This window comes from Methanoculleus sp. DTU007, assembly GCF_001512385.1.
Lineage (GTDB): Archaea > Halobacteriota > Methanomicrobia > Methanomicrobiales > Methanoculleaceae > Methanoculleus > Methanoculleus thermophilus.
This window is the reverse complement of the sequence record NZ_LFRO01000092.1, coordinates 1-15,449: the sequence shown is the minus strand read 5'-3', so window position 1 is coordinate 15,449 and position 15,449 is coordinate 1. Positions and strand designations below refer to the sequence as shown.

Sequence of the window (15,449 nt, the reverse complement as noted above, 5' to 3'; positions counted from 1 at the left end):
ATGAAGGCCAGAGAGATCCTCTCGGCCATCAAGGCCGGCCGCCCCGTTGCGGGAGACTGCCGGCGGCCGGATGTCGAGCCGCTGCCCGGGATCCCGGCATACCGGCTGACGACGGCGGCCTCCCGGCCCGACCGGACGGTCCTCTTCTTCCACGGCGGGGGGTCCACCGGCGGCTCGACATTCGACTCCCTCGACCTCTGCGCCCGGATCGCGGATGCTGCAGAGGCCGAGATCATCTCGGTCGAGTACCGGCTCGCCCCGGCGCACCCCTTCCCGGCGGCGGTCGAGGACGCTCTCTTCGCCTACCGCCACCTGCTCACGAGCGGCTACGTTCCCGAGCGTGTGGTGCCGGCCGGGCTCTCGGCCGGGGGGACGCTTGTTGTCTCGATGCTTCTAGCCGCCCGCGATGCGGGGCTCCCGATGCCGGCGGCGGGGGTCTGCCTCTCCCCGGCCGTCGATATGCTCTTCCTCGGCGATTCGGTCATATTCAATCAGGAGACGGACTGGCTTGAGCCAAAGACCCTCGCGGCGATGCGGGACGCCTACCTCCCCGACCGCGATCCGACAGACCCGCTGGCCTCGCCGCTCTATGCGGATCTCGCCGGTCTGCCGCCCCTCCTGGTCCAGGCGGGGGGCGGGGAGGTGTTGATCGACGGGATAGAGGCCTTCGTGAGCGCCGCCCGGCTCCAGGGGGTGCCGGTCGCCTTCGACTGCGTCGAGGGGATGTTTCACTGCTGGCAGGTCTTCGCCGCGGTCCTCCCCGAGGGCGCGGCGGCGGTCGAGCGGGTCGGTGCGTTCATCCGGCGGCACGTGCCGGATGAGGGATAAAGAGGCAGGCCGCCATCAAGCTCATTACCCCGGAGGTCCAATCAGTACAGGCGCGAGGGTAGCCAAGCGGTCAACGGCGGTCGACTCAAGATCGACTCTCGAAGGAGTTCGCGGGTTCGAATCCCTCCCCTCGCATTCTGGTTTTCGAAAAATCTGCCCCGCTTTGCCCTGCGCCCATCCATTACGCAGACGTCACCACCACACTCATTCAGCCCGCCCGGAACCTACCCCTCCTCGGTCTGCAGAGCCGGGCAGAAGTTGCAGATCGAGAACGGGACGTCCTTTTCGCGGTCGCGAATGATGCAATAGTAGGACCCGTTGCGCTCCTCGACCCGGAACCCTCCCGGAAACGGCGTCCCCACCGGGTGGCCCGGGCGGTCGAGCACGAAGATCGTAAAAGCCGAGATCAGGTAATAAAAGGCCCGATGTCGGGGTGTATACCGAAACGGGAGCCGTTGTGTGGATTCATCCCACCGGAGGCATCCGTCGGGGATCATATTGCAGAACTCAACGAACGTTGCACAATCGGTGATCGGTTCGGTCATGGAGAGGAATCGGCCCGACCGGTACATGGAAAGAAGCTGGTGATGAGCGCCGAACAGCTGTTCGGTGATGTAGGGGTGCACCTGTTTTCGGTAGGGCTCAGGCAGCCGGACCATCTCCGCGTGCAGCCGTCCTCCGATGATCTGGAGGTCCGCAAGCGAGTAACGACTGACTTCTTCGCCGAGGATCAACCCGAGATCGCCTTTTGTCGCCGCGGCCGCCATCCGCCGGGCCATTTGATGGATTGCGTCCGCTTCGCCCTCTGCCGTGATCGGATCGAACCCCCTCCAGTATGAATTATTGATAATATTCCATTAATCTGGCGGGGGTTAGAGACCGGCGTTCAGTCCATCACAAGCAAGAGGATGTGATCCGGGTAGATCAGGGGCGGTCTTCCGGGGAGCGGGGCCAGGGTCCCGAGCCCTCAACTACTATACTGATTTGGCAGGTACTTCCTATCACTATCTATCAGTTTGTTACATTCTGATAGATATTGAAAACGTGATCTAGAGGGCCAGTAGATGGTGATACGGATGACTACGTGCTCTATCGACCCTAAACTAAAAAAGAAAACACCTGAAAGCCCAGGGCAACTCACTTGATCTTCTTCTCAAGCTTCTTGAGTTTCTTCTTGGCGGCCTGGTTGCCGGCGGCCGCCTGCGCTGCAAGTTCTTCTGCTTTGGCCTTCTTCTCTCTGTTATGTTTCTCCAATTGTTTCTTGCTCATTGCCATACAGTCAGTCATCTCACTGTGACTATGATTGATTCTATTTGCCGTTTTTCTATATATCCTCTATCGTCGTACCGGCCGAAATAGCCTCAAATACGTGAAAAATCGACTCATTTCAAAGCGTTCCACGGAGTGCAAATCCCGGTGGACAGATCCGAGGGGCAAAGCCGTGCAGTCATGAATGCCCAACCATCACCTGCCGGGCAACAGTGGAATTTCGGCGGAGCGAACCTCCTGCCCCGGCAAGACCATTGCGATGCGCAATACGGACGAGGAAGGAGCCCGGACGAGCCGACAGACTATTATATATATCATCCATGACGTTCTCCTCATGAAGAGCCCTGCAACGAGGATCTCCCTATGGCGCTCCTGCCCGGACGGGGCTGGGCCGTATGCAGACCACTGAGCCGAACATGGAGGTGCGACCCGAGGTACTGCAGATACTGGAAGCCATTGAGGATGGCATCATCCTTGCCGATTCCCGGATGAAGATCCGGACCATCACCCCATCCATGGAGCGCCTCGCCGGGATCTCCGCCGACGGCGTCCGTGGTGCGGATGCGGCCCATATCGTCGCCAACCGAATCCTCCCGGACACCGGCCAGCGAGGGCCGGTCCTCGCGCTACTTTCCACCCGCACAGGGTCCGGGGAAGTCACGGTCCAGGCCGGGGAGCGATGGTACGCCGTCTCCTCCCGGCAGGTGCCGGAGACCGGCGACTGGATCATCCGCTTCCGCGACGTCACCCGTCAAACGATCGCCGAAGAAGAGGTGCGGCGGATATCGGCCGATCAGGCTCTCCTCTCCCGGGCGGCGACCGAACTTGCCGGGATGCCGCCCGAAGCCGACGTCTTCTCCGCAATCGGCGCCCACCTCCATGAACTCGCGCCCGGTTCCATCGTCGTCGTGAGCGCCGCCGACATCCAGGCGGGGACCCTGAGCCCGCGGGCGTTCTTCGGTATCGAGCCGTTCCTGCCGGAGATCATCGAGGTCTTCGGGGAGAACCTCACCGGGATCACGGTCGAGATCCCGCCGTACATCAGGGAGATCATGATCAGCGGCGAGATCGAGGAGGTGAAGGGGGGCCTGCAGGAGATCATCCCCGAACGGATCTTCCAGGAAGCCTGCCGGAAATTCGAGGCAATTGCCGGGTTCGGGCCGATCTACTGCATTCCGTTTACCTGGAAAGGCGAGATCTTTGGGACCGCCGTGATCCTCACCCGGCTGGAGGAAGGAGAGATCAATCTCCGGGCCGTCGAGGTCCTCCGGAACCTCGCTTCGATCGCCCTCCAGCGGCACCGGGCGGAGGCCGAACTGCGTGCGAGCGAAAAGACGTTCCGGACCCTCATCGAGAAGGGCTCAGAGTTCATCCTCATCATCGACGAGCAGTTGACGATCCGGTTTGCAAGCCCGCCTATCGAGCAGATAGACGGTTTCCCGCCCGAGGCGCTGGTTGGCCGGCATGCGTTCGATATGATCCAGCCCGAGGACCTCCCGCTGGTGGAGGAGGTGGTATCGACCCTGACAGGGAGGCCGGGAGGAAGCATGCAGGTCGAGGTTCGCTTCAGGGGCCCGCGCGGCACGCACGTGATCGAGGCGATCGTGACCAACCTCCTGGGAGACCCCCATATCAGGGGCTTTGTCGTAAACGCATGGGACATCACGGAGCGGAAGCGGACAGAAGATGCCCTGCGGCGGGCAGAACGGGAAAAGGCCCTTGTCCTCGACTCGACGGTCGAGATGTTCACCTACTACGACAGAGATCTCAATGTAATCTGGGTCAACCGCGCCGCCGCCGCATTCATCGGCAGAGAACCGGCGGACCTGGTCGGATACCGATGCTACGAGATATGGCACAACCGTACAAGTGTCTGCGACATATGCCCGGTTGTCATTGCCCGGGAGACCGGGCAGCCTCAAGAGGCCGAGATCACCGCACCCAACGGGAGGGTCTTCTTCCTCCGCGGGTATCCCGTCATCGATGAAGCGGGGGAACTTATCGGTCTCATTGAGTTCGCGCAGGACATCACCGAGCGCAAGCGAATCGAGGAGGAGAGGGCCCGGCTCCATCACGACCTGGTGGTTGCGAACCGAGAAGCAAACCTCTATCTGGATATCCTCACGCACGACATCAAGAACACGGAGAACGTCTCGAACCTCTACGCCGAGTTGCTCGCCGATGTTCTGGATGGTGAGGCCGGCAGATACGCAGAGAACCTTCGGCGGAGCATCAAAAAAAGCATCGAGATCCTGGGCACCGTCTCCACCATCCGCCGGATTCATCAGGCATCCCGCGAACTCAAACCACTGGATCTCGACGCGGCAGTCAGCAGAGTGATCGAGAACTTCCCGGGCAGTGCCATCCACTATAACGCAGTTCGCTGCCAGGTCTGGGCGGATGACCTCCTCTCGGTGATCTTTGACAACCTCATCGGCAATGCCGTCAAGTTCGGAGGGCCGGATGTCGAGATCGCCGTCAAGGCCGAGGAGCAGAACGACAAAGTGCTGGTAACGGTCGAGGATACGGGCCCCGGTGTGCCGGACGCTGAGAAGAGCGAGATCTTTCGCCGCTACGAGAAGAAGAAGCGGGGTGTCGGCGAGGGGCTCGGGCTCTACCTCGTGCAGATCCTTGTTGAGCGCTACGGCGGCAGCGTCTGGGTCGAAGATCGGGTGGCCGGTCACCCCGAAAAGGGAGCTGCGTTTCGCTTTACGCTCAAGAAGGTCGATGAATGAGCGAGAGGGATATTCCCGGCCGAGAATGCATCAAGGCCGATCGGCGTTAAGGATTCAAGAATAAAGCGGCAATCAAGAATATTTCGTATCACAACGGCATCGGGGGCCTGTTTTAAAAAGAAGAAGCAGAGAATACTCTTTATCAGTAAATATGGACGATGTGACGATTAAATTCATTTGCGGCGATAGTAAGGAGAGAGAGGCAATTTTAGAGAGAGCCAACCGAGAGTGGGCCGAGATAATTCACTCGAGCAGCGGAGCAAGTTACGCGTGGGACGCCATCGCAGATGCTAACGAAGACCTGTTAGTACTTGAGGCACCGGATGGGAAACTCCTTGGAGCATTATCGTTCTGCACGCGCTACGGAGATGAGAAGAACATCTATGTCTCCCGCATAGGGGTCATCCGGGAGCGCTGCGGGTACGGGCAACGACTCATGCGGGAAGTGGCAAAGATCGCCGCCGATAAAGGTCAGGGGGTCGTCGCACTCCCAACGGCCGAGGGGCAACGCCTCTTTTGCCGGATCGGGATGCGCTTTCGTCAACGAGCGGGGTCGCATGAACCGGAGTATGCGTTCACGCCCAATGAGGCGAGAAGGTTTGCAGAAGGTCGACAAATGAGCCGGGCTCTCAGTTCTCAAGGGTAATCCACCCGGCGGTGATTCTGGTCCGTCGCCGCGGAAACCTACGCTGCCGCCACCTCGACCTGGGATCTATTGCGGTCGACGTCCATCGTCCAGGCGATACGCATGATGGCACCGACGTCCGGCGTCACCATACAGACGGGGAAGTAACCGAAGAGCGACGCGTAATCGATCTTGAGCGCCCGGTACCGGGCGAGGTCAAGGGTGATCCTCTCGAGGTCCTGCACCATCTGCACTGTCACGGTGCCGCCCCGCACAGCTGGGGCGAGGTTTTCGACGGCCTGGAGCACATCCTTGCGGATCGTCTCGATCCTGGATGAGAGGAGGGAGTCGACGAGCGTGCGGCTGTAACCTCCCTGCAGGTGCCGCACGACGATCATCTGCGAAAGGAAGATAAGAGCGAACATGCCGGCCCCTAACTCGATATCGGCCTCGGCGGAGATGAAACTCGCGTAGGTCACCCCGGGGAGGACGATCGCCGCAATGGTGATGATGCCGGCAACGGTCGTCACGACGGCGACGGTGAGCGCGTATTTCAGTCCCTTGGTCCATGCCTCGTTATACCGCTCTTTGATGCGGGACTGCATGCCGAGGATCCCGGCAAAAAAGCCCCGCGAGTACGGCTGCACATACACGATAGCGAGATAGAAGACGATGATTGCGGCGGACTGGACGGTGACGATCACGGCGGAGTGCGGCGTAAACTCTCCATTCACAAGCCAGCCTGCAAGTGAGAAGATCGAGGAGAGGGAAAAGAGCACGAGAAAGCCAGGGGCGAGCGGCTGGCAGTTGATGAAGAAGAGGTTCCAGCCGAGTTCGTAGAGGGAATTCCTCTGTTGCGTGAGCCTCCGAGCCGTCTCTATCGCCTCGGCAGGGATGGCGGCGCCCTTTCCGAGGCGCTCCCATGAGATGATCTCTTCAAGACTCGTTCTCTTTCGATTCCCAAGATCGATGAGATACCTGATGTAGGACTTCAGAGCCTCCGTATCGGTCGGAAGCAGGAGGAGGAAGGGGTTTACCATCAGGAATAGAAAGGACGCCATGATCCAGTAGAAGAGATACTCCCCGGTGTATGCGACTAAAAGCCCCAGGTTGATCAGGAGCGCCGCTCCGAGGATGGGCGAGGTGTACTCAAGGCTCCACTTCACCCGACTGAGGGTGACCAGGTCGCTCTCTGCCGCGGCGATGACCTTCTCCGCCTCGATCCGGGTGGATGCAAGCCTTTGCGAGAACTCGTCCGGCGAGATCGCCGGCACCCCCGCCTCGCTATCCTTCCCGGACCGGCTCCCACGCGGCAGTCTCATCGATCATAATTTCTCCAGGATTATCTATAAAAAAGCAGGTGAATCGGGGGCCGAGAGCCCGAACCACCCCGATCGCCGTCATGAGGCGAGGGGAGACCCTCAATCCTCATCGCCGGCCGCCACCTGGGCGACGGGATACCCCTTCTCCGTCACGATCGTCGTCTCCTCGAGGTCCGGCCACTTGAGGACGACCCCATCCGTATCCTTCAGCGGGACGGGGGGATGAATCTTCTGCGTCAGCATCGAGACCGTGTACATCAGGATCCCGCCAACGACCATCGGGACGAAGGTGAAGAAGACCGTCCACTCGTTATCCGGCGGAACGAGGGTAAGCGTCCCCTGCTGCACCGAGAGAACGACGACGCCCGCCACCGTCGTGAGGAAACCGCCCGCCATCGAGGCTATGGCGCCGGGTGCGTTCGCCCGCTTCCAGAAGAGACCGCAGACGAGCGTCCAGAAGAGGCAGGCAAAGAGCAGGGTGAACCCAAAGATCATCAGGTCGTAGAGGCCGGGCGCAACGAAGCTGATCCCGATGCTGAAGAGCCCGATGACGACGACGAGAGCACGGGTGAGCCTCAGAACCTTCTTGTCGTCCCGGGCATGATCGGAGACCGCCCCGTGAACGATGGTGGTCGAGATCACGGCGGCCGACGCGAAGATGGCGGAACTCGCCGTGGACATGATCGCCGCCATCAGGGAGCCAACAAAGAGGGCCATCATCCAGGGGGAGAGCAGGGTCTTTGCCAGGAAGGGCACGATCAGCTCGGGGTCCTCGGCCAGGATGGCGCCGTCGATCATGCCGGTGTTGACCATCACGATCCCGAGCAGGCCAAGGAATATGGGCCCGAGGCCGGCGACCCAGTAGAGCCCCGCGCCAAGGACAAGACCCTGCCTTGCGGCCTGGTCGTCGCGTGCACAGAAGACCCGCTGGGAGATATCGAGCGATGCGAGGCTGCCAAGCCCCATGCCGCACCATGCAGCAAACCAGGCCATGATACCGGTGAAGGTCCACCCTAGACCACTCGGGGAAGCGTCGCTAGGGAGGATCGACCAGAAGTCCGTCGGGGTGTTCTCGGCGATGACATCGATGCCGCCGACGAATGTGATACCCGTCGGTATGAGATCGCAAGGCCGAGGAGGATCAGAACCATCTGGATATTGTCGGTGATGATGACAGCGAGCATCCCGCCGAGGTAGGTGTAGATGATCACGATCAGCCCCGCGAGGATGGCGCTCTCGACACCGGGTAGACCAACCAGGACGTTGAGGATCTTACCAATGGCAAGGATCTGCACCGAGGTCCAGAAGATGAGCGTGGGGAGGGAGAGGAGCGAGGCGAGGTGTGCGCCCCGCGTCCCATACCGCAGGAAATACATCTCACCGAGAGATGCGATCTTTAACTTCCGGAGAATCGTCACGAAGAAGATCGCCATCAGGATAAGCGTGACGCCCGAGGCCCACGGATCCGCGATGGTGGCGAGCATATGGCCGCTGTAGGCCGCTCCGGCGCCCCCGAGAAGGGTGCCGCCGCCCCAGAACGTGGCAAAGAGCGTCCCGCCGATGAGAAGGGGGCCGACGCTTTTATTGGCAACCAGGTAACCCCTCGACGTATCGACGCCGCCACGACGCTGGACGATGAAACCGATGGCAAGCATCGCTGCGAGGTACAGCAGGATAATCAGAAGTTCAATGGTCATCCAGAAACCAGTATAGGTTTTCCTCTGGAGTTTTGAGGATTTCGGAATACATTTCTACAAATTGCGGGAAATATACAGAAATTCGGTTAGATGAGACAGCATAGGACTTTAGAAGGCAATTATGGTATCACACCCGATACTGTAACGGAGGCGGGGGGAAAATGATCGCCAGGGAGTTGGGAATCCAGTTCAATCTCCCCGGAGAACTCCAATGGAGAGAAGGATGCTGCCGTCCGATGCGAACCACGCGGAAAGACCCGGGCGATGAAGAGGGTGTCATGAACGACCGGGGATCTCGTCGCCCATCTTCCCGGCTGGCCAACGGAACCCCAAGAGGGCACACACCGCGGGAGCCGCTTCCGAGTTGAGGGAGGAGTAACGGGGGGCAGTGCCCGCGGCTCTACCTGCCCCCAGCACCTGCGGCCGCCCGATCCGTCAACCACGAGTAAAATTTCCGATGCCAGTACGGCACGTCGAGCGGCCGCGAGAGCGACTGCCAGGCCGCCCAGATCAGTCGATCGGAGATGCTCTGCCATTCGTCCGCCCGCCGGACCATGTCGTCTGCAGGCTGCCCGATAGCGTGCAGGAGCTCGTGCCAGATGCGAAGGACGATCGCCTCGTCATCCTTATCCTCCGGAGTGACCCGGATGCTCGCCCGGTTCTGCATCCCGCCCCCGAGGGCTCTTGCGGGGATGTCATCGTCAAAGACATAGACGGTTCCATCAGGGACCGGGAAGGGAAAGCCCTTCCACATCGGATCCTTCTGATCGAAGTAGCGGACTTGCGGCGTCCCGGTCCGGACCGTGAATTGAAAGAAAGGCGGGATAATCTTCAAGTGCGGCTCAAGCCTCCGCCGCAGTTCCTCGGTTTTGAAGAAGAGTTCGAAGTGAGGCATCGGGGCCGCATTGATCCGGGAAATAATAAAGGGTAATGTCATCCCTAGCCCGGGTCAACCAACCCCTGAACACCGGCGGATATCACCCAGGATGCCTATCCCCGGTCCTCCTGCGGCGGAGAACCCTTCGAGAGCATCTCCCGACGCTCGTCAATCCAGGCCCGGGTCCAGATCCGGAGATCCTTGATGCTGGCAGACCCCTGTCTGTCACGCATCGCCCGAAGGTGATCCTCAAGCTCGTCAGCCATGCCAAAGATCAAAGCCTCAGAACTTTCTTGCGATAACGCTCCCTCCGCCTTCAGGCGGGCGTTACCAAGGTCGAGAAAGTTCTGCAACTCACCTGTTGCCTCGAGAATCTTGGTAAGATTCAATCTGACGGTTGGTCCCATGGAGAGGGGATTGATGTAAGCACTACATAACTTCATCCATTTGACTCCAGGGCCAATTTGAACATTATTTTGGCAATTGACAGGGCTGATAACTCTGATTGGAATGAGAGCCCGCATCATTGCCCATACCGCCGGATTAGCCCTTGCCGGCGGATCTCGTACTTACAGCGTAATCATTTTATGGGGGACGGGCACTCAGTGCACGCCCAAGATCTGGAGGCATATCAGCCTTACCGAGAGTGGGGCAGTGGAGATGAGGAAGATGCAGGAACGTTCGGAAGTTATTCTTGAGCGCAGGACTCGGGCAGCCGGAGAGCGATGGTTCATGTCGGCTGACGACATCCTGGGAAAGAACGTGGTCAACCAGCTGGGCGAGGACCTTGGAGAGATATCCGATATGCGGATCGGGTTCCCCGAAGGCCGGGTCCAGTACCTGGTCCTCAGGTACGGCGGCATCCTCGGCATGGCGGCAAAGAGGTTTGCGGTCCCACCCGAGTCCGTGGTTTACCGCCCGGGGGAGGACAACTTTGTCGTGAACATCGACAAACAGCGGCTGGACAATGAGCCAGGATTCGAGGAGGACAACTGGCCAGAGGAAGCGGACTACAGCCTGATCCAGTCGGCCGGGACGATGACTCCCCCGACCAGGGAGGAAGCGGAGGCCATGAGGAGGGAAGAGCCCCCACCATCCGAGATCGTCACAACAGAACGGGTCGAGCGGCGGACACCCCCGAGGTAAACCAGAATACCGACGGGCTGGAAAACCACTCTATTTTTGCAAGCAGACGGAAGGATCGATTTTCTGTCGGGGAGGGGCGACCCTACACCTCTTTTTGCAGGCGCGCTCCCCGGACAGGAACCACATAGGGCGCCGCAAGATCCCGTTTCACCACCGCCTCGATGCCGTAGACGGACCGGAGCATCTCCTCGGTCAGCACCTCTTCCGGCGTCCCGTAACTGTAGACCGAGCCGGCCTTGAGCGCCATGAGACGGTGGCAGTATGCGGCTGCAAGGTTCAGGTCATGGATTGCGATGACGACCGCAAGACCCGTCCTCTCAGCCAGGCCTCGGAGGACCTCCATGACCCCCATCTGGTGGCAGAGATCCAGGTTGCTCGTCGGCTCGTCAAGGAGGATCACCCCCGTCTCCTGCACGAGGGCCCGGGCGATCATCACCCGCTGGCGTTCCCCGCCGGAGAGTTCGCCGACTCTGCGGAGCGCAAGCCCCCCGAGATCCAGAGCATCGAGCGCGGCAATCACCTTCTCCTCGTCGGTCTTGCTCACCGTCCAGTTCAGGTAAGGCCGCCTCCCCATGAGGACCGTCTCAAAGACCGTCGCTGCGGTCTGGTTCCCGGCCGACTGCGGCACGTAGGCCATCGCCTGCGCGACCTCCCGCCGGTGCATCCCGCGGGTCTCCCGACCGTCGAGCACCACCCTGCCGCTCCGGGGGGTGAGCATGCCGTCGATGCACCGGATGAGCGTCGTCTTCCCGCACCCGTTCGGCCCCACGAGCCCAAGGACCTCGCCCGCGTCGACCGAGAAGGTGATCCCCCGGAGCACCTGGCGGTCACGATAGGCAAACGAGAGGTCTTCGACCGAGAGCCGGGCCATCAGGCATTCCTCCGGTGCATGAAGAGGTAGATGAAGAACGGCACCCCGAGAAACGCCGTCACGATCCCGACGGGGAGGACCTGCGGCGCAAGGATGCTGCGCGCGATGCTGTCGGCACCGAGGAGGAGGAGAGCTCCCACGAGACCGGAGGCGGGGATGAGCGTGCGGAAGTCCCCGCCGATGACCATCCGGGTGATGTGCGGAGCCACAAGCCCGATAAACCCGATCGTCCCGGTGAAGCAGATGATCACCGCGGTGATCAGGGAGGCGATCATCATGAAGAGGATCATCGAGCGCTCCACGGGCACCCCGAGACTTGCCGCCACCTCGTCTCCCTCGGCGAGGGCGTTGAGGTCCCAGGCGCGGTAGAGGAGGTAGGGTATGGTGCAGGCGAGGACGAGGCTGACGATGGCAAGTTTGGGCCAGGTGGATTTGTCGACCGAACCGAAGGTCCAGAAGACCACCGCCCGGAGCTGTTCAGCGCTGCCGACGTACTGCAAGAGCGACGTCACCGCCGAGAAGAGATACATAATGGCGATACCGGCAAGGACCATCGTCTCGGATCCTATCCCGCGGTAACGGGCCATCCCGTAGATGGCAAGCGCGGCAAGCAGGGCAAAGAGGAAGGCGTTGCCGATGACGAGGTACTCCCCTCCGACAACCCCGGCGCCGAGGACGATCGCGATCGAGGCGCCGGTCGTGGCTGCTGAAGCAATCCCGAGGGTGAAGGGGCTCGCGAGCGGGTTTCGAAGAATCCCCTGCATGATCGAGCCCGCCACCGCAAGCCCGAACCCGGCACAGACCGCAAAGAGCACCCGGTGGAGCCGGTAGTCCCAGACGATGATCTCGGCCATCTCCGGGGCGGTGAATCTCCCGGGGAAGAGCCCGGCAAGGATCGCAATGTACGACTCGGCCATGGTGTAGTCGGCCGATCCGAGCGTGACCGCGACGCCGATGAGGATGACGAGGGCGATGAGGAGTCCGCCGATGAAGAGGGCCCGGGTCTTCTTCAGCCGGGCATATCCTTCTTGAATGGTGACGTTCTGCTCCATGGCTGCACCGGTCACGGGTAGACGAATGTCCCTTTGGATGCGAGGTCGAAATCGATCCCCTGGAACTCGGTGAGGTAGCGCTGGTGAATGGCGTGCGGGTCGAGGTCGGCGAACCGGTCGGGGTAGAACCACTTCGCGAGGTAGGCCGTCCCGATGAAGTGCTGGGCGCCGCCGAGGATGTCGGAGTGGATGACGTAAACGCGGCCGTCCTTCACCGCGGAGATGCTCGACCACCCCGGCCGCTCGATGAGCGTCGACCGGATTGCACCGAGTGCCTCAGGATCGTGCCCCGCGTATCCGCCGACGGCCAGACCCTGCCCGGCCAGTTTGACGACGACCTCCGGGTCCGCAAGGAGGATTGCCTCGGGGTCGACGGTTGGGTACTCCGTGGTCCCGACGGAGAAGGGGTTTACTCCTCCGGCAAGTCCGATCTTCTCGTTGTAGCCCGACCCGGCCGAGACCGTCGTGTAGTCGTACCAGTACTCGAAGTAGACCCTGGTCTTCTCGCCGTCCGGGACGCCCGCCGTGCCGTCCCGGATCCGGTCCATCGTCGACTCGTAAAACGATGCGAACTCCTCGCCTCGATCCTTGCGACCGATCATCGATGCGATTGTTCGGATCTCGCCTGCATAGGTCGCAGGCTTGAAGCAGTCGAACCGGAAGACTCGGATATTGGGGCTGCTCGCCTCGAGCCGCTTCTGGATATCGTCGCAGGCGGAGACGCTGATCGTCGCGTAGAGGAAGACTGCATCCGGCCGGACGGAGAGGACCCTCTCCATGTCGGGCGACCAGACCGAACCGACGTTCGCTTTACCCTGGCACTCGGGGAAGAAGGTCTTCTTCTCGTGGCTGTATTTGTCGACGGCGACGACCTTCTCCATATCGAACCCGAGCGACCGCAGGGTCTCGAGAGACTCGCCGCTGAACGTCACGACCCGGCGCAGGGGCCGATAGAGAGTCATCGTCTTCCCGGACGAGTCGGTGATCGTGAGGGGTCTCCCATCCCAGTAGGTGTAGACCCAGGCGGCGTCCTGGATATCGGTCCGGTCAAGAACTCCGGTGCCGCCCATATAGGCGGCGTCGAGGTAGGCGAGGGTCGCCGAGGCGTACTCGGCGCTGGTAAGAACCCCGTCGCCATCGGCGTCCCCCACGATGCCCCCACCAGTCGAGGCCGACGCCGGGACGGCGAGGACCAGGAGGAGGGCAAGAGCAAGGATGGGAATGGGCTTCACCGCCGACCACCCCACCCGGCGATGAGGAGGGCGGCAATCGCTGCAAGAACCGCAAACGGTGGGGCGGCCTCCTGCGAGGCAGGTCTCTCCCCGGCGCTCATTGCCACCGTCTCGATGCCGTCCACTGCAACGTGCGACGGGGCCACCTCTCCGTACGATTCGCCAAGGAAGTCCTCCCATGTCCCGGTGATATCCCCGCTCCCGGAGGCGGGGGCCGCAACAGAGTAGGTTATGCGGGTATCGTTCATCACGGCAAATCCTATCTGCTGCCCCCGGAGAATGACCCGGTCCTCCGGGTGATCGGTTCCTGCGAAGGCATAACCAGGCGGCAGCGTCTCGACAACCCCGCCGAGGGGGATGCCGTCGATCGAGAGCGAGACGGTGAATACCTCGCCAGCCCCGGGCTCCGCAGTCGAGAGCGTGCGCGTGACGGGGACGCCGCAGACCGCAGCCGGGATGAAAAGAAACAGGAGAGCAATGCAGAAGAGGCGATTCGCCGGGAGACCAATCATGGGTCTTTTATTGTCGATCTGGTAATATGAACGTTTCTTATTGTGCTAACAAGTCTGAAGAATAGGGGTGGGGAGTATATCGGGACGAGAGCCTGGACGGAGTGATGCAACGCAGGGTCGAGATCTCCTTATCCTTTCGTCCCATCGCTGAGGATATTGAACGCAAGGGCCTCATTACAGCATCCCCCGCAGCGCCAGCGCGGCGAGCAGCATCGCCGAAGCCGCCGAGAGCAGAACGATCGTCGCCGCCCAGACGACCACGAACGCCACGATCATGAGGGGACTCGTCTCCCGGTAGGGGATGAGCCCTTCGTTCATCCCTTTCGCCGTCCGGTAGGCATCGTAGACGCCCCAGATCCAGATCGCCACGCCCGGAACGATCAGAACAAAGAGGCCAAGGAGGCTCCCGAGCAGCACCAGGACGCCTCGTGCGAACTGCCCGTTGTATGCCTGACCAANNGAGACCTCCGCGGCCGCAATAGCCTCCCTGATCGAGACCGGTTCCGTCGCCTCTCCGCGCATGGTATCAGGTGCGCCGGTCGGGAGTATCAGTCTTTCCCGCCCGGAGCAGCGCTACCGCTCAAACACCTTCTCGATCCGGACGCGCCGCCCGAGCACCGTCTCGTACCACTCCTGCTGCTTTAAGGCCTGCTTTATGCTCCGGATCCGGTGCCGGACCCGGGTCCCGGTCTCCACGTCGATCAGTACCAGCCTCGGCACCTCAACCATCCCCGTCGATGAATGGAATTTGGTCCCCGGGGTTAGGAAGGTTTGGTTTCGTGCCGGTGGCGGGATGGCTCCGCCGGATCCGGCTGCTGCAGTTCAGCCAACCCTCACGGCGCCGTCTCCGGGCCCATCAGGAGAACGTCTGAGACCGGATCCCTAAAAGCAGTCTTCTGAGGTGTCTAGAAAAGTTTATCGTCAGGCATACCCTCTCTACCTCGAGGTGAGGTCATATGCCTGAGACGGTTTATTGCGGACACTGCGGGCGCGCATTCCTGGTGGAAGAGCGAAACACGCGCGAAGGCGTGCCTTTCTGTAGCGCCGAGTGCCGGGCGGCAACAGAGACGCAGGGGCGCGGGTCGGAGAGGCTCCTGGTATCGGGTCGGTCCCCCTGGGCTAAGTAACCCTGCCGGACGAACAAGACTTTTCGATGAGGGTGTGCGAGCGCTGAAGAGCGGAGGCTCCGGTACGCCCGCCGGCGCTGAACCCCCATGCCCGTCAGGCAGACGCCGGGAGATCCCGGAGCGGGCGGAAGAACGCCCGGATCTCCCGGGCCATCA

At 61.4% G+C, this 15,449-nt stretch carries 17 protein-coding genes and 1 tRNA gene; 5 read left to right on the top strand and 13 right to left on the bottom strand.

Annotation, left to right across the window (positions count from 1 at the left end):
- Together ACI94_RS09430 and ACI94_RS09425 are read left to right on the top strand one after the other, a co-directional pair.
- Positions 1-828: an alpha/beta hydrolase gene (locus tag ACI94_RS09430; protein ID WP_066956116.1), complete on the top strand. Its 828-nt coding sequence runs from the start codon at positions 1-3 to the stop codon at positions 826-828.
- A 52-nt stretch (positions 829-880) separates the two neighbouring features.
- A tRNA-Leu gene (locus tag ACI94_RS09425) sits at positions 881-963 on the top strand.
- An 89-nt stretch (positions 964-1,052) separates the two neighbouring features.
- On the opposite strand, the gene ACI94_RS09420 is transcribed toward ACI94_RS09425, so the two are convergent.
- Both ACI94_RS09420 and ACI94_RS09415 read right to left on the bottom strand, forming a co-directional pair.
- Complete coding sequence (locus tag ACI94_RS09420; protein WP_066956113.1) at positions 1,053-1,607, bottom strand: DUF2115 domain-containing protein; 555 nt, start codon at positions 1,605-1,607, stop codon at positions 1,053-1,055.
- A 358-nt stretch (positions 1,608-1,965) separates the two neighbouring features.
- Positions 1,966-2,115 (bottom strand): hypothetical protein, encoded by a 150-nt coding sequence (locus ACI94_RS09415; RefSeq protein WP_169795894.1) that lies wholly within the window; start codon positions 2,113-2,115, stop codon positions 1,966-1,968.
- A 377-nt stretch (positions 2,116-2,492) separates the two neighbouring features.
- On the opposite strand from ACI94_RS09415, the gene ACI94_RS09410 reads away from it, so the two are divergent.
- Positions 2,493-4,832 carry a PAS domain S-box protein gene (locus ACI94_RS09410; RefSeq protein WP_066956110.1) on the top strand — a complete coding sequence of 780 codons (2,340 nt, stop codon included), beginning with the start codon at positions 2,493-2,495 and terminating at the stop codon, positions 4,830-4,832.
- 151 nt (positions 4,833-4,983) lie between these two features.
- Entirely contained in the window at positions 4,984-5,478 is a 495-nt protein-coding gene (locus tag ACI94_RS09405; RefSeq protein ID WP_066956107.1) for a GNAT family N-acetyltransferase, read from the top strand.
- A 38-nt stretch (positions 5,479-5,516) separates the two neighbouring features.
- On the opposite strand, the gene ACI94_RS09400 is transcribed toward ACI94_RS09405, so the two are convergent.
- The 5 genes from ACI94_RS09400 to ACI94_RS09380 all read right to left on the bottom strand — a co-directional run bounded on the left by ACI94_RS09400 (position 5,517) and on the right by ACI94_RS09380 (position 9,796).
- Complete coding sequence (locus ACI94_RS09400; RefSeq protein WP_066956104.1) at positions 5,517-6,779, bottom strand: hypothetical protein; 1,263 nt, start codon at positions 6,777-6,779, stop codon at positions 5,517-5,519.
- 99 nt (positions 6,780-6,878) lie between these two features.
- Positions 6,879-7,772, bottom strand: coding sequence for a hypothetical protein (locus tag ACI94_RS09395; protein WP_286681361.1), 894 nt, complete (start codon positions 7,770-7,772; stop codon positions 6,879-6,881).
- Between the two features lie 20 nt (positions 7,773-7,792).
- The gene (locus ACI94_RS09390) at positions 7,793-8,476 is read right to left on the bottom strand and encodes a hypothetical protein (RefSeq protein ID WP_286681360.1); all 684 of its coding nucleotides are present in this window, start codon (positions 8,474-8,476) and stop codon (positions 7,793-7,795) included.
- 400 nt (positions 8,477-8,876) lie between these two features.
- Complete coding sequence (locus tag ACI94_RS09385) at positions 8,877-9,371, bottom strand: hypothetical protein (RefSeq protein ID WP_066956092.1); 495 nt, start codon at positions 9,369-9,371, stop codon at positions 8,877-8,879.
- Positions 9,372-9,466: 95 nt separating this feature from the next.
- Entirely contained in the window at positions 9,467-9,796 is a 330-nt protein-coding gene (locus ACI94_RS09380) for a hypothetical protein (RefSeq protein ID WP_224732716.1), read from the bottom strand.
- Between the two features lie 226 nt (positions 9,797-10,022).
- Here ACI94_RS09380 and ACI94_RS09375 point away from each other — a divergent pair, with 226 nt between their 5' ends.
- Positions 10,023-10,499, top strand: a complete 477-nt coding sequence (locus ACI94_RS09375; RefSeq protein ID WP_066956939.1) for a PRC-barrel domain-containing protein — start codon at positions 10,023-10,025, stop codon at positions 10,497-10,499.
- Between the two features lie 82 nt (positions 10,500-10,581).
- Here the strand turns inward: ACI94_RS09375 and ACI94_RS09370 are convergent, their stop codons facing one another.
- The 6 genes from ACI94_RS09370 to ACI94_RS09345 all read right to left on the bottom strand — a co-directional run bounded on the left by ACI94_RS09370 (position 10,582) and on the right by ACI94_RS09345 (position 14,886).
- Positions 10,582-11,370 (bottom strand): ABC transporter ATP-binding protein, encoded by a 789-nt coding sequence (locus ACI94_RS09370; RefSeq protein WP_066956089.1) that lies wholly within the window; start codon positions 11,368-11,370, stop codon positions 10,582-10,584.
- A complete protein-coding gene (locus tag ACI94_RS09365) occupies positions 11,370-12,422 on the bottom strand; it encodes an iron ABC transporter permease (protein WP_066956086.1) in 1,053 nt (350 codons plus the stop codon). The genes ACI94_RS09370 and ACI94_RS09365 overlap by 1 nt, the downstream gene beginning before the upstream one ends.
- Before the next feature lie 11 nt (positions 12,423-12,433).
- Positions 12,434-13,654, bottom strand: a complete 1,221-nt coding sequence (locus tag ACI94_RS09360; protein ID WP_224732715.1) for an ABC transporter substrate-binding protein — start codon at positions 13,652-13,654, stop codon at positions 12,434-12,436.
- Entirely contained in the window at positions 13,651-14,166 is a 516-nt protein-coding gene (locus ACI94_RS09355; protein ID WP_066956083.1) for a hypothetical protein, read from the bottom strand. Before ACI94_RS09355 ends, ACI94_RS09360 begins: the two co-directional genes overlap by 4 nt.
- A 174-nt stretch (positions 14,167-14,340) precedes the next feature.
- Positions 14,341-14,688 carry a hypothetical protein gene (locus ACI94_RS09350; RefSeq protein WP_286681359.1) on the bottom strand — a complete coding sequence of 116 codons (348 nt, stop codon included), beginning with the start codon at positions 14,686-14,688 and terminating at the stop codon, positions 14,341-14,343.
- Between the two features lie 51 nt (positions 14,689-14,739).
- Complete coding sequence (locus ACI94_RS09345; protein ID WP_286681358.1) at positions 14,740-14,886, bottom strand: hypothetical protein; 147 nt, start codon at positions 14,884-14,886, stop codon at positions 14,740-14,742.
- Between the last annotated feature and the right edge of the window lie 563 nt (positions 14,887-15,449).